General features: G+C 60.3%; 12 protein-coding genes. 2 read left to right on the forward strand and 10 right to left on the reverse strand.

Features of this window, described 5'->3' with window-relative positions:
- Positions 1-20: 20 nt before the first annotated feature.
- From SGN16_RS20780 to SGN16_RS20805, 6 genes are all read right to left on the reverse strand, one after another.
- Positions 21-1,463, reverse strand: coding sequence for a PLP-dependent aminotransferase family protein (locus tag SGN16_RS20780; RefSeq protein ID WP_210639781.1), 1,443 nt, complete (start codon positions 1,461-1,463; stop codon positions 21-23).
- Positions 1,464-1,662: 199 nt separating this feature from the next.
- Positions 1,663-2,472 carry an OmpA family protein gene (locus SGN16_RS20785; protein WP_210639782.1) on the reverse strand — a complete coding sequence of 270 codons (810 nt, stop codon included), beginning with the start codon at positions 2,470-2,472 and terminating at the stop codon, positions 1,663-1,665.
- On the reverse strand, positions 2,469-2,828 hold the full coding sequence (locus SGN16_RS20790) for a DUF4398 domain-containing protein (protein ID WP_210639783.1): 360 nt from the start codon (positions 2,826-2,828) through the stop codon (positions 2,469-2,471). Before SGN16_RS20790 ends, SGN16_RS20785 begins: the two co-directional genes overlap by 4 nt.
- A 9-nt stretch (positions 2,829-2,837) precedes the next feature.
- On the reverse strand, positions 2,838-3,662 hold the full coding sequence (locus SGN16_RS20795) for a transporter substrate-binding domain-containing protein (RefSeq protein WP_210639784.1): 825 nt from the start codon (positions 3,660-3,662) through the stop codon (positions 2,838-2,840).
- A gap of 91 nt (positions 3,663-3,753) precedes the next feature.
- Complete coding sequence (locus SGN16_RS20800) at positions 3,754-4,683, reverse strand: FAD-binding protein (RefSeq protein ID WP_210639785.1); 930 nt, start codon at positions 4,681-4,683, stop codon at positions 3,754-3,756.
- A 2-nt stretch (positions 4,684-4,685) separates the two neighbouring features.
- Complete coding sequence (locus SGN16_RS20805; RefSeq protein ID WP_003179445.1) at positions 4,686-5,435, reverse strand: electron transfer flavoprotein subunit beta/FixA family protein; 750 nt, start codon at positions 5,433-5,435, stop codon at positions 4,686-4,688.
- Positions 5,436-5,981: 546 nt separating this feature from the next.
- Here SGN16_RS20805 and SGN16_RS20810 point away from each other — a divergent pair.
- Positions 5,982-7,646: an electron transfer flavoprotein-ubiquinone oxidoreductase gene (locus tag SGN16_RS20810; RefSeq protein WP_335945831.1), complete on the forward strand. Its 1,665-nt coding sequence runs from the start codon at positions 5,982-5,984 to the stop codon at positions 7,644-7,646.
- 180 nt (positions 7,647-7,826) lie between these two features.
- On the opposite strand, the gene SGN16_RS20815 is transcribed toward SGN16_RS20810, so the two are convergent.
- A complete protein-coding gene (locus SGN16_RS20815) occupies positions 7,827-8,717 on the reverse strand; it encodes an AraC family transcriptional regulator (RefSeq protein ID WP_210639787.1) in 891 nt (296 codons plus the stop codon).
- Positions 8,718-8,893: 176 nt separating this feature from the next.
- Between SGN16_RS20815 and SGN16_RS20820 the strand changes: the two genes are divergently transcribed.
- Positions 8,894-9,946: an NAD(P)-dependent alcohol dehydrogenase gene (locus SGN16_RS20820; protein WP_210639788.1), complete on the forward strand. Its 1,053-nt coding sequence runs from the start codon at positions 8,894-8,896 to the stop codon at positions 9,944-9,946.
- A 3-nt stretch (positions 9,947-9,949) separates the two neighbouring features.
- Here SGN16_RS20820 and SGN16_RS20825 read toward each other — a convergent pair whose 3' ends face one another.
- The 3 genes from SGN16_RS20825 to dgoD all read right to left on the reverse strand — a co-directional run bounded on the left by SGN16_RS20825 (position 9,950) and on the right by dgoD (position 13,450).
- Positions 9,950-10,753: an IclR family transcriptional regulator gene (locus SGN16_RS20825; protein WP_335945832.1), complete on the reverse strand. Its 804-nt coding sequence runs from the start codon at positions 10,751-10,753 to the stop codon at positions 9,950-9,952.
- Between the two features lie 59 nt (positions 10,754-10,812).
- Positions 10,813-12,123 (reverse strand): MFS transporter, encoded by a 1,311-nt coding sequence (locus tag SGN16_RS20830; protein WP_210639790.1) that lies wholly within the window; start codon positions 12,121-12,123, stop codon positions 10,813-10,815.
- A gap of 178 nt (positions 12,124-12,301) precedes the next feature.
- On the reverse strand, positions 12,302-13,450 hold the full coding sequence (gene dgoD, locus SGN16_RS20835; protein ID WP_003179439.1) for a galactonate dehydratase: 1,149 nt from the start codon (positions 13,448-13,450) through the stop codon (positions 12,302-12,304).
- Positions 13,451-13,485 lie beyond the last annotated feature (35 nt).

Consider the following 13,485-nt stretch of genomic DNA (forward strand, 5'->3'; position numbering starts at 1 on the left):
TCAGGCTAAACCGCTGATTCCTATAAAAATCCGTTGGCGGTCTCTTGGCACAGTTGAGTCGCCAACAGCCCCAGCGTCATCAAGGCCCGCTCTGCCTCGCGGTTCCAGGGCGTGCCACAGTTCAAGCGGATACAATGATTGAACTGCTCGGTGTTACTGAAAATCAGCCCTGGCGCGATACTGATACCTTGCTGCAGCGCCCGCACATGCAACTCTTGAGTATTGACCCGCCCCGGCAGGCTGACCCACAAAATGAAACCTCCGGTAGGCCGGCTCATTTGCGTGCCTTCGGGGAAGTACTGCTGCACCGCCAGTTGAAAAGCGCTGAGGTTCTTGCGGTACTCCTGGCGGATATAGCGCAGGTGCCGGTCGTAGCCGCCATTTTCCAGATACGCCGCGATGCCCATCTGCGTGACGCTGCACGCCGAGTGAGTACTGAAGGTCTGGAGTCGCTGGATTTCCTGCTGGAATTTTCCAGCAATCATCCAGCCGATGCGCACGCCCGGCGACAAGGTCTTGGAAAAACTCGAACAGTAGATGACCCGGTCCAACCGGTCGTAGGCCTTGAGCGCCTTGGTACGCCCCTGCTCGAACATGAGTTCGCCATAGATATCGTCCTCGACGACCTGAATGTCGAAGTCCGACGCCAGGCGCAGCAGTTGCTTTTGTCGCTCCTCTGGCATAGTGCCGCCAAGGGGATTGCTCAGGCGCGTGGTCAACACCAGTGCCTTGATCGACCATTGGTTGGCCGCCAGCTGCAAAGCCTCGAGGCTCATGCCGGTAACCGGATCACTAGGGATCTCGATGACCTTGAGCCCCAACAGATCCGCCAGTTGGAGCAAGCCGTAATAGGTGGGCGATTCGGCGGCGATCAGATCCCCTGGCCGGGTCAGCACGCGCAAGGACATTTGCAGCGCATCGACACAGCCGTGGGTAATCACTACTTCAGAAGGATCCACCACGACGCCAGCGTCGCGCATACGAATCGCCACCTGACGCCGCAACGGCTCGAAGCCCGGGCTGAACATGTAGCTGAACGCCCGCGGGCTATGGAAACGCGTGACCTTGGCCAATTGCTGGTGCAGCGCCCGCACAGGCAGGTAATCGACGCTCGGCACCGCCGCCCCCAATGGGAACACCCCTTCACGGCGCGACTCGACCAAAACTTGCTGGATGATACTGCTGCGCGTCACCAGCCCCGGGCGCTCGACCCGGGCGATGTCCGGCGTCGGCGCGGTGAGGGCCGGCGTCTGGTGCACGTAGTAACCCGATTGCGGCCGCGCGCGGATCAGCCCCTGGTCTTCAAGGTTGGCGTAGGCCTGCAGCACCGTGGCATGGCTGACGTTGAGCTGGGAACTCATCTTGCGCACCGACGGCACGCGTTCGCCAGGCTGATACACACCGCGCCGGATGTCTTCAGCCAGTTGCTGAGCAATACGTTGATAGAGCAGAAGGTTGGTCATGACGCAGCACTCGATTTCACGGGCATTTTATTCTTGTCGGAAACGATACCGGAACAGTTTAGAAGTGTACGGGGACAGTTGCCAGATTACTCGACAGTACAGTGGAGTGACAGCGCTAACTGTACCCCTGGGAGGATAATCTGCGAGCCAAAAAAACCCGGCGCCGTGGAAGGGGCCGGGTTTTCCAGTGACGCCGCCCTCAGCGGGCGGCGCCGAGCTGGCCTTTCTCGTCGGAGAACACAATTTCAACACGGCGGTTCTGGGCCCGCCCCCGCTCCGAGGCGTTGACGTCCACCGGATACTCGTCACCGTAGCCTTCGACCTGGATACGTTTTTCGTCAATCCCCAAGTCCACCAGCACGTCCGCCACCGACTGTGCACGGTCCCGAGACAGCTTGAGATTTTCCTGCTTGCCGCCGGTGCTATCGGTATAGCCCTCGATGCGCACGACACGCTTGGGATTGAGCTGCAAGAACTGCACGATCTTGAGCACCACGCGGTTGGCCGAATTCTTCAGTTCTGCCTCGCCGGTGTCGAACAGGACATCACCCAGCGTCATCACCAGGCCGCGATCGGTCTGGGTGGTCGCCATCGCCATGATCTGTTCTTCCAGCCATTTGCCCTGCTGCTGCACGCTCAGCAACTTGGACTCACGCAAGGCCAACTGCAGGCGCTGGCGCTCCAGTTCGAGCTTTGCCGCACGCTCTTCGTTCAGCACCTGATTACTGTGCTCCCGGGCAATCGCACTGTAGCGCTGGCTCAGGTAGGCGTAATGCTGAACATCCTCGCCACTGCCCCAGTAGCTGGACAAGCGATCAGCCCGGGCCAGGGATTCACCGGCACGGATCACGTCCCTGGGCGCGGCGCGCAATACGTTGGCGTCTTCCTTGACCTTCTGGAAGTCGGTGCTGGCCTGTTCGAGCGCTGCTTCGCTGCGCTGGCCGGCACAGCCATACAAACTGGCCAGGCCCGCGAGGACCAGCCCGCCAAATACATGGGACTGCTTCATTGGGCATCATCCCTCAACTGTTTGCGCAAACGCTTGATGCGGGTGTCGAGCACGTTCAGTTGCTCCTGGCTCTTGAGGGTCAGCACCTTGGCTTCGGCCAGACGTGCATCCAGCTCGGCCTGTTCAGCCCGCATGCGTGCCTTCTTGTACGATTCGTCGGCCATGTTGGATTTGGCCCGAGCGAACTTTTCCTCGGCCAGTTTCAATTCGGGCACTTCGTCGGCATTGGCGCCCACGGCCCGAGCTTGCTCCAGTGCCTGTTCGGTCAGGCGGATCTGTTCATTCGGCGCCGGATCGGCTGCGCAACCCGCCAGAGCCAGAACGGCCAGGGCAGCGAAAAGAGGTCGAATAGTCACTAATGTTCCCTACTGTTTTGGGGCACCGACAGGTGGCTGCAACTGTGTGTTCCAACGCTCAAGATTGCGCTGCAACACAGCCTCTGTCAGGCCGGACGCGGCCAATTCTGTCATCTTTTGCGCCAGCTGTCCGCGTAACCATGGGTCATTGCAGGCGGAGTTATGGGAAACCGCGAGGAACAGCCCCGGTTTATCCACCGGTTGCGGTGCGGCTTGCAGGTCGTTGGCCATCCCCAGTGTCTGCGCCATTGCCAGGCCCGAGTAGCGCCCCGCCAGGACATATTCCACCTCACCCAACAGCAATTTCTGAAAGGCCTGGGTCAGGTTGGGCGTGCGCACCAAGGACAATTTCTGCTCGGCGAAGATGCCGAATCCCTGGGTCATACGCGCCTTTTCCGACAAGGCTCCGGGATGACCATGAAGATCCTCGGGCTGGTTGATGACCAGCGTCGAATCCTTGCGGGTCCAGACCAGGTAATCGTTTTCCAGCAAAGGTGGATGGACGTAGTCCAACGCTTCGAGGCCAGTGCTGGTCAGTGGAGCATCGGTGAGCAGATCCATGCGCCCGCTGCGCACTTCATCCAGCGCCTGGGCGCGCTTGCCGGCATAAAGCAGTTCGATCTTGATACCCAGCTCCCCTGCCACTTGCGTCAGCAGGTCGGCGCCGGCGCCAATCAGATGCTTGGGGTCCTGGGGGTCTTGCCAAAGGTAGGGCGGCGCATCCGGGCTGCCGGTGGCGATCAGTCGCTCACACTTGCCGGCGGCAGTGGCCAGGCCTGGCACACCCGCCAACGCCCACAACAATGACCAACCAGCCAAACGGCGAAGATCCATGGCAATACGCTCCCCTTGCAGCGAAAACAAATAGTGCACAAATAAAAAACCCGGCCAAAGGGCCGGGCTCTTTATAAGTGAAGACGCCGGATTAGACCAGCTTCTCCAGCTCAGGGATGGCTTCGAACAGGTCGGCTACCAGGCCATAATCGGCCACCTGGAAGATCGGCGCTTCTTCGTCCTTGTTGATCGCAACGATCACCTTGGAGTCTTTCATGCCGGCCAGGTGCTGGATCGCGCCGGAGATACCGACGGCGATGTACAGCTGTGGCGCAACGATCTTGCCGGTCTGGCCGACCTGCATGTCGTTGGGTACGAAACCTGCGTCGACCGCCGCGCGGGAAGCGCCGACGGCAGCGCCCAGCTTGTCGGCCAGGGCGTACAGGTGCTTGAAGTTGTCACCGTTCTGCATGCCACGCCCGCCGGAAACGACGATCTTGGCAGCGGTCAGTTCCGGACGATCGGACTTGGCCAGTTCTTCGTTGACGAAGCTGGAGATGCCGGCGTCGTGGGCAGCGCCTACGGCTTCAACGGCAGCCGAACCACCTTCGGCGGCAACCGGGTCGAAACCGGTGGCGCGGACGGTGATGACCTTGACCGCAGCGTTCGATTGAACGGTTGCGATCGCGTTACCGGCGTAGATCGGACGCTTGAAGGTGTCGGCGCTTTCCACCGAGATAATCTCGGAGATCTGGTCGACATCCAGGGCAGCGGCAACGCGCGGCAGGATGTTTTTGCCATTGGAAGTAGCGGCAGCCAGGATGTGGCTGTAGCCCTTGCCCAACTCTGCAACCAGAGGAGCAACGTTTTCCGGCAGTTGGTGCGCGTAGGCGGCGTTGTCGGCCACCAGCACTTTTGCCACGCCAGCGATTTTCGCAGCAGCTTCGGCAACGGCGCCAGCGCCCTGCCCGGCTACCAGGACGTGGACATCGCCACCGATTTTGGCAGCGGCAGCAACGGTGTTCAGCGTGGCCGGAGCCAGCGCCTTGTTATCGTGTTCGGCGATTACCAAGATAGTCATGATCAGATTACCTTCGCTTCGTTTTTCAGTTTCTCGACCAGTTCAGCCACCGACTTGACCTTGATGCCCGCGCTGCGTGCAGCCGGCGCTTCGACTTTTACGGTCTTGTTGGTGGAGGCGGTGGAAACGCCCAAAGCGTCAGGCGTCAGCACTTCAAGCGGCTTCTTCTTGGCTTTCATGATGTTTGGCAGGGACGCGTAGCGCGGCTCGTTCAAACGCAGGTCGGTGGTGACGATAGCCGGCAGTTTCAAGGAAACCGTCTGCGCGCCGCCGTCGATTTCGCGGGTCACGGCAACGCTGTCGCCGGACACTTCAACCTTGGACGCAAACGTGCCCTGACCATAGCCGCTCAATGCCGCGAGCATCTGGCCGGTCTGGTTGTTGTCGCTGTCGATGGCTTGCTTGCCGAGGATCACCAGCGATGGCTGTTCCTTGTCGACAACGGCCTTGAGCAGCTTGGCCACGGCCAGGGAAGTCAGGTCTTCGGCGGATTCGACGAGGATGGCGCGATCGGCACCCAGTGCCAGCGCGGTGCGCAGTTGTTCCTGGGCGGTGGTCGGGCCGATGGAGACGACGACGATCTCAGTCGCCACGCCTTTTTCTTTCAGGCGTACGGCTTCTTCTACGGCGATTTCGCAGAAAGGGTTCATCGACATCTTGACGTTGGCGAGGTCGACGCCGGAGTTGTCCGCCTTGACGCGAACCTTGACGTTATAGTCGACCACTCGTTTGACAGCTACAAGAACCTTCATGGATTCCTCGTTACTCTCCGGTGAAAAGAAAGTCGCCTAGGCGAACCTGGCGGTTGATGCTCATGGGCGCAAGGGCACCTCTAAAAACGCCGGCATGAACCACACATGACCTTGCTCACGGGAGTGAAGACCGTTCGTCAGTGATGACTGATGAGTCATTCATTATCGCGGCGTGTAAACTGCGCGTCCGAACCACGCAATACGTCACTTTGTGCTGCCTTCGCCCTGTCTTTAGAGGTGCTCTTGAAACCAACAGTCAGCCTACGGCGAGCGCAAAACCGCCCGTATCTTGACCGGAACACCTATTCCGGTCAATACGGCAAAATGGTCAGTCATAAGCCGCACGTCAGTGATTTATCTGGCCTGCGGCAATTTCAAACAAACGTTTGTATTGGACCCTGAGAGTGGTGTAGATATAATGCGCCGCTTAAGAGAGCACCGCGTGCCATTCCGTGTCACTTTCGTCGCTTTTAGCAAAGAAACGACGGATGCCACGCCCAACCTCCAATTAGAAAAAACTGTAGAGCCTTGAGTAGGAGATAGCCTGTGGAACGCGAATACATGGAATTCGACGTGGTCATCGTCGGTGCCGGCCCCGCTGGCCTGTCTGCCGCTTGCCGACTGAAACAGAAGGCCGCCGAAGCCGGTAAGGAAATCAGCGTCTGCGTGGTCGAAAAAGGCTCCGAGGTCGGTGCGCACATCCTCTCCGGTGCGGTGTTCGAACCCCGCGCCCTGAACGAACTGTTCCCGGACTGGAAAGAACTGGGCGCACCGCTCAACACCCCGGTGGTGCGCGACGACATCTATGTACTGCGCAGCAGCGAGACCTCCACCAAGGTGCCCGACTTCTTTGTGCCCAAGACCATGCACAACGAAGGCAACTACATCATCTCCCTGGGCAACCTGTGCCGCTGGCTGGCCCAGCAGGCCGAGAACCTGGGCGTGGAAATCTACCCGGGCTTCGCCGCCCAGGAAGCGCTGTTCGACGAGAATGGCGTGGTCCGCGGGATCATCACCGGCGACCTGGGTGTCGACCGTGAAGGTCAGCCGAAGGAAGGCCTCTACACTCCCGGCATGGAACTGCGCGGCAAGTACACGCTGTTCGCCGAAGGCTGCCGTGGTCACATCGGCAAGCAACTGATCAAGCGCTTCAACCTTGACAGCGATGCCGACGCCCAGCACTACGGCATCGGCCTGAAGGAAATCTGGGAAATCGACCCGGCCAAGCATCAACCGGGCCTGGTGGTGCACACCGCCGGCTGGCCGCTGGACATCATGAGCGCCGAAAACACCGGTGGCTCGTTCCTGTATCACTTGGAAAACAATCAGGTCGTAGTCGGCCTGATCGTTGACCTGTCCTACAGCAACACCTTCCTGTCGCCGTTCGATGAGTTCCAGCGCCTCAAGCATCACCCGGTCCTCAAGCAGTACCTGGAAGGCGGCAAACGCATCAGCTACGGCGCCCGCGCCATCTGCAAGGGCGGTCTGAATTCGCTGCCGAAAATGGTTTTCAAGGGCGGTGCGCTGATCGGTTGCGACCTCGGCACCCTCAACTTCGCCAAGATCAAAGGCAGCCACACTGCCATGAAGTCCGGCATGCTCGCGGCCGACGCCGTGGCCGATCGCTTGTTCGCCGAATCCGAAGGCGGCGATGAACTGACTGCCTATGTCGACAGCTTCAAGAACAGCTGGCTCTACGAAGAACTGTTCGCCACCCGCAACTTCGGCCCGGCGATGCACAAATTCGGTCCGATCATTGGCGCTGGCTTCAACTGGTTCGACCAGAACATCATGGGCGGCAAAATGCCGTTCACCCTGCACGACACCAAGCCGGACTACGCCTGCCTCAAACTGGCCAAGGACAGCCAGAAGATCGACTACCCCAAACCTGACGGCAAGTTGAGCTTCGACAAACTCAGCTCGGTGTTCATCTCCGGTACCAACCATGAAGAAGAACAACCCTGCCACCTGAAGCTGACCGACCCGAGCATCCCGATCAGCAAGAACCTGCCACTGTACGACGAACCGGCACAACGCTACTGCCCGGCCGGCGTGTACGAAGTGGTGACCAAGGAAGACGGCGAGAAGCGCTTCCAGATCAACGCCCAGAACTGTGTGCACTGCAAGACCTGCGACATCAAGGATCCTTCGCAGAACATCACCTGGGTTTCGCCGGAAGGCGCCGGTGGGCCGACTTACCCGAACATGTAAGCCGATTCGCTGAACATCAAGGCTCCCGAAAGGGGGCCTTTTTGTTGCCTGCCATTCAAGGAACACCGCAACCCAATGTGTGCGAGCTTGCTCGCGATAACGATTTTTCATTCAACACAGATGTCGACTGACACACCGCTATCGCGAGCAAGCTCGCTCCCACAAGGGAACATCACGGGATCAGGCGGCGCGCTCTTCCCCGGGATTGCGCTCGAAGTAGCGTTTGTACTCCCGGCTGAACTGCGACGAACTCTGATACCCCACCTGATGCGCGACCTGGGCCACGCCCAAGCCTTCGCTAAGCAGCAATCGCTGAGCCTTGAGCAGACGCAAGCGCTTGAGGTACTGCACCGGCGACAATAGGGTGCTGCGCTTGAAATGCTCATGAAAGGTCGAGGCGCTCATGTTCGCGCAACTGGCCAACGTCTCGACGTTCAGCGGCTCGGTAAAGTGTGCATGCAGATGGCTCAGGGCAGCGGCAATCCGGGCGAACTGCCCTTGCTGTTCCACCAGTGCCCGCAATACATCGGCCTGGGGCCCACGCAAGGCGACGAACAGCAATTCCCGCAGCCGCGCCTGGCCCATGACCTGGCACTCCAGCGGATCGTGCAGGCAGTGCAACAAGCGCTCGACGCACCCGCGCATCGCGTCATCGAGCACGGCACAGGTCATGGACTCCGGCGTCTGCGGCGCCAGGCTCCGCCCCGCCACCAGCCCCATGGCCAGCACCAGCTCCCCCAGCATCACCCGATCGATCGCCACAGAAACCCCTAGCAGCGGGGCATTGGGCATGGCATAGGTTTCGCACTCGAACGGCACCGGCAATGCCTGGATCAGATAATGCCCGGCACCATATTCCAATGTGCGAGGTCCCAGGTAGGCCAGCTTGCTGCCCTGGGCAATGATCACCAGGCTCGGCTCGTAAAGCTGCGGACCGCGGGCAACATCCTGGCAGGCCCTGAGCACATGCACGCCGGGCAGCCGCGTGGGAACGAAACCATCGCGGATCGCCAAGGGCTCGATCAGCGAGACCAAAGAGGCATTGGCATCAAGATGACGGGTCAACAACATAGGAAAACTTCACGAAAAAAGATGAGGGCATCATCGCAGGTCTGCGTCTCGTAGAGATCAAATCATAGCCAGCGCCGGAGAAATAGGCATGACATACGTAGGAATCACCATCGCCTCAATCCGGCAAGACTCCCAGAATGGATCGTCTCACTGTTCACTGCTTAGCGAGGTCCACTATGTACACTGCCATCGGATATGCCGCCCAGTCGGCCACCACTCCCCTCGCCCCCATGAAATTCGAACGCCGCAGCCCGCGAGCCGACGATGTGGCGATCGACATTCTCTACTGCGGCGTCTGCCATTCCGACATCCACCAGGCCCGTAATGAATGGGGCATCGCCGTTTATCCGCTGATGCCCGGCCATGAGATCGTCGGCAAAGTTACCGCCGTCGGTGCGAATGTCACCCGCTATAAGATCGGCGACCTGGTGGGCGTTGGTTGCATGGTCGACTCCTGCCGCGAGTGCGAAGCCTGTCGCGCGGACCTGGAGCAATACTGCTACCAGGGCATGACCCAGACCTACGCCAGCCCGGACCGTATCAGCGGCGGCCACACCATGGGCGGTTACTCCAACAGCATCGTGGTCAGCGAGCACTTCGTGCTGCGCATCCCGGAAACCCTCGATCCGGCCGGTGCCGCGCCGATTCTCTGCGCCGGCATCACCACCTACTCGCCCCTCAAGCACTATGGCGTGAAGGCTGGCGACAAGGTTGGCGTACTGGGCATGGGCGGCCTCGGGCACATGGGCATCAAGTTCGCCAAGGCCATGGGCGCGGAAGTGACGCTGTTCACCCGCTCGGCGAGCAAGGCTGAGGAAGCCCGTCGCCAAGGTGCGGACCATGTGATCGTGTCTACCGACGCCGAGCAGATGGCCGCTGCCGCCGGACGTTTCAACTTCCTGCTGGACACCATTCCAGTGCAGCACGACCTCAATCCCTACCTCGACACCTTGCGTTTTGACGGTGTGCACATCCTGGTGGGTCTGGTCGAACCGATTGATCCGCCGGTCCATGCCGCAAAACTGATCATGGGCCGTCGGGTACTGGCCGGTTCGCTGATCGGCGGTATCGCAGAAACCCAGGAAGTGCTGGATTTCTGCGCCGAACACAACATCAGCTGCGACATTGAAATGCTCGACATCCGTCAGATCAACGAGGCCTATAGCCGCATGATCGCTGGGGATGTGAAGTACCGCTTCGTCATCGACATGGCGACACTCAAGGCCTGATCCTCAAACCTTGGCGCCAAGCTCCGCCGACAGCCGGGCTGTGACCCCTTTGACCAGGGGAATCAGCTCGGCCATTTTTTCCAGCGGCATGTATGGCACGGTGCTGGCGATACTGATACCGGCGACGATGCGCTTGCCGGCGTCACGGATCGGCGCCGCCACGCAACGAATCGACGGTTCGTTGTCTTCCAGATCGAAGGCATAGCCCCCCGCCACGTATTCCACCATCCGTTGCTGGAACTGTTCCCAGGATTGCTCCTGATGCTGGGGCCAGAACTGATTCTTCCCGACGGCCGGCAGGCTGATTTCATACAGCCGCTTCCATTGTTCCTGCGTGTCATCGAGCATCAGCGCCTTGCCGATCCCGGTGCGCGCCAACGGCATGCGATGGCCTACGCGCGAGCGCATCTCCGGGCCATTACGCCCCGGATTTTTCAGCAGGTACAAGACTTCGTCACCCTCGCGAATCGCCAGGTGAACGGTATCGCCGGTGAGTGCCGACAGCTCGTCCAGATACGGCCCCGCCAGGCTCACCAGCGGCAGTTCTTCCCGGGCCTGGAAACCCAGTTCGATCAGCTTGGGCCCCAGCAGGTAACCCACTTGCGGCACGACGCGCAGGTAACGTTCGTCCACCAGGCAACTGGCCAGGCGATGGGTAGTGCTGCGGGTGGTGCCGATCAACCGGGCAATTTCCTTCAAGTCACGGGCGCCGCTGGCGACCGCCTGGACCACACCCAGGCCACGCAGCAATGTCTGGGTGCCTGTGGGCGCTGCATCCTTGGAGATTTTGGGATCGTCTTGCTGCATAACCGGCCTTCAACAGTGAGCGGGGAACGGGCGGCATTATGGTCGCCCGCCCCGTCGGACTACAACTCGATGCGCTCGACCTTCCCCACCAGCAGGATGTAGGACAGCGCGCCAATCAATGCCAGAACGGCGATATAAGTGATGGCTGGGGCAAACGAATCGCCGCTGGCGAGAAAGCCGATGACGATAGGCGTGGCGATGGCCGCCAGGTTACCGATGAAGTTGAACACCCCACCCGTCAATCCGAGCAGCCGTGCCGGTGCCAGGGTCGAAACCAATGACCAGGTGATCGACGCCAGGCCATTGCCGAAGAACGCCAGGGCCAGGAAAGCGATCACCAACGGTGTCGATTCGACAAAGTTGGCACCGATGATCGACGTGGAAATCAACAGGCCACCAATGATCGGTAGCTTGCGAGCGAACCCCACCGTGGCACCGCGACGGATCAACCAGTCGGAGAAGAATCCGGAACACAACACGCCGACGAACGCTGCGAGAAACGGCAACGATGCCAACAGGCCGGACTTGATGAAGTCCATGCCGCGATATTTCACTAGGTAGGTCGGGAACCACGTCAGAAAAAACCACAGCGTGGAGTTGAGGCAGAATTGGCCGAGGTAAATGCCCCACAACTTGCGTTGAGTCAGGACGATCCCCAGGTCGGCCCAGCTGAATTTCGCCTTGGCCTTCGCGGTATCGGCCTGGATATCGACCAATCCGCCACCTTCGCGGATCAGTTCGATTTCAGCCGCATTGGCCCCTTTGAAGTCCCGTGGTTCGCGATACACCGCGTACCAGATCAACGCCCAGATAATGCCTACCGCGCCCGTGGCGACAAACACCATGTGCCAGCCGAAGGCGTGTTGCAGCCAGGCCAATACCGGCGTCAGGAAGGCCAACCCGACGAACTGCCCGGAGGTGTAGAAACCGATGGCCGTGGCCCGCTCGCGCTCGGGAAACCAGGTGGTGACCACGCGGCTGTTGATCGGATAAGCCGGCGCTTCCAGGGCACCCACCGCCATGCGCAGCACGAACAGCGCGATGAAACTGGCGGCGAAGCCAAGCATCACCGTGGCCACCGACCACAGCAGCAGCGCCACGCTGTAAAGAATGCGCGGAGGCACCCGGTCCACCAACCAGCCACCAGGAATCTGCATGGCCGCATAGGTCCAGCCGAACGCCGAGAAAATCAGCCCGACATGGATTGGATCGATACCCAGGTCGCTGGTCAGCGCGGGGGCGGCAATCGAGAGGTTACTGCGGTCCAGGTAATTGATCACCACGGTGATGAACAGCAGGACCATGATGAAAAAACGCTTGCGGCTGGGCGTCACCAACGACGCTTGCGCGCTCAGGGTGTGCGCTTGCATGTGAGGTGCCTCTTTTTATGTTTATTGAGGAATCGGGTGCATCGAAGAAGATCTCCCTGCTTGCGAAGATCAAACTGTGGGAGCGAGCTTGCTCGCGATGACGGCGTGTCAGTTGGCGCATGTGTGACTGATGCACTGCCATCGCGAGCAAGCTCGCTCCCACAGGGTCAGGCGTGACTCACCACTCGGCAAAACTACCATCGGCATGCCGCCAGATCGGGTTGCGCCAGCGGTGGCCTATGGCCGCGCGTTCGATGACGTATTCCTCGTTGATCTCGATGCCCAGGCCCGGCCCATTGGGGATCTTCACGAAGCCTTTGTCGTAGTCGAACACCTGCGGATCCTTGATGTAATCCAGCAGGTCGTTGCTCTCGTTGTAGTGGATGCCCAGGCTCTGCTCCTGGATGAAGGCGTTGTAGCAGACCGCATCCAGTTGCAGGCACGCTGCCAGGGCGATGGGGCCCAGAGGGCAGTGCAGCGCCAGCGCCACGTCGTAGGCCTCGGCCATGTTGGCGATCTTGCGGGTTTCGGTGATGCCACCGGCATGGGACGCATCCGGCTGGATGATGTCCACGTAACCTTCGCTGAGTACACGCTTGAAGTCCCAGCGCGAGAACAACCGCTCGCCCAGGGCAATCGGGGTGCTGGTCAGCGGCGCCAATTCCTTGAGGGCTTCGTAGTTTTCACTGAGCACCGGTTCTTCAATGAACATCAGCTTGTAGGGGTCGAGTTCCTTCATCAACACCTTGGCCATTGGCTTGTGCACGCGGCCGTGGAAATCCACGCCAATGCCGACGTTCGGCCCCACCGCATCGCGCACCGCCGCGACGTTGGCCAGGGCCAGGTCGACCTTTTCAAAGGTATCGAGAAATTGCAGCTCTTCGGTGCCGTTCATTTTCACTGCCGTGAAACCCCGCGCCACCGCCTCTTTCGCCGCCCGCGCGGTGTCCGCCGGCCGGTCGCCGCCGATCCACGAATACACGCGGATCTTGTCGCGCACCTGGCCACCGAGCAAATCGCTGACCGACACACCCAAGGCCTTGCCCTTGATGTCCCACAACGCCTGGTCGATACCCGCCAGGGCACTCATGTGGATCGCCCCGCCCCGGTAGAAGCCGCCGCGATACAACACCGTCCAGATATCTTCGATGTTGCGTGGGTCTTTGCCGATCAGGTAGTCGGACAGTTCCTCGACGGCCGCCGCCACCGTGTGGGCACGGCCTTCGACCACGGGTTCGCCCCAGCCGGTGACACCTTCGTCGGTTTCGACCTTGAGGAAGCACCAGCGCGGCGGAACGATAAACGTGGTCAGTTTGGTGATTTTCATCTTGTTGTCTCTCTTATCAGATGCAGCGCACGGGG

Source organism: Pseudomonas sp. G166 (genome assembly GCF_037027455.2).
Lineage (GTDB): Bacteria > Pseudomonadota > Gammaproteobacteria > Pseudomonadales > Pseudomonadaceae > Aquipseudomonas.

Coding starts and splice junctions, on each gene's coding strand:
- SGN16_RS20820 (WP_210639788.1), top strand. CDS start 8,894: ATGTACACTGCCATCGGATATGCCGCCCAGTCGGCCACCACTCCCCTC.
- SGN16_RS20830 (WP_210639790.1), bottom strand. CDS start 12,123: ATGCAAGCGCACACCCTGAGCGCGCAAGCGTCGTTGGTGACGCCCAGC.
- SGN16_RS20800 (WP_210639785.1), bottom strand. CDS start 4,683: ATGACTATCTTGGTAATCGCCGAACACGATAACAAGGCGCTGGCTCCG.
- SGN16_RS20785 (WP_210639782.1), bottom strand. CDS start 2,472: ATGAAGCAGTCCCATGTATTTGGCGGGCTGGTCCTCGCGGGCCTGGCC.
- SGN16_RS20815 (WP_210639787.1), bottom strand. CDS start 8,717: ATGTTGTTGACCCGTCATCTTGATGCCAATGCCTCTTTGGTCTCGCTG.
- SGN16_RS20805 (WP_003179445.1), bottom strand. CDS start 5,435: ATGAAGGTTCTTGTAGCTGTCAAACGAGTGGTCGACTATAACGTCAAG.
- dgoD (WP_003179439.1), bottom strand. CDS start 13,450: ATGAAAATCACCAAACTGACCACGTTTATCGTTCCGCCGCGCTGGTGC.
- SGN16_RS20825 (WP_335945832.1), bottom strand. CDS start 10,753: ATGCAGCAAGACGATCCCAAAATCTCCAAGGATGCAGCGCCCACAGGC.
- SGN16_RS20780 (WP_210639781.1), bottom strand. CDS start 1,463: ATGACCAACCTTCTGCTCTATCAACGTATTGCTCAGCAACTGGCTGAA.
- SGN16_RS20795 (WP_210639784.1), bottom strand. CDS start 3,662: ATGGATCTTCGCCGTTTGGCTGGTTGGTCATTGTTGTGGGCGTTGGCG.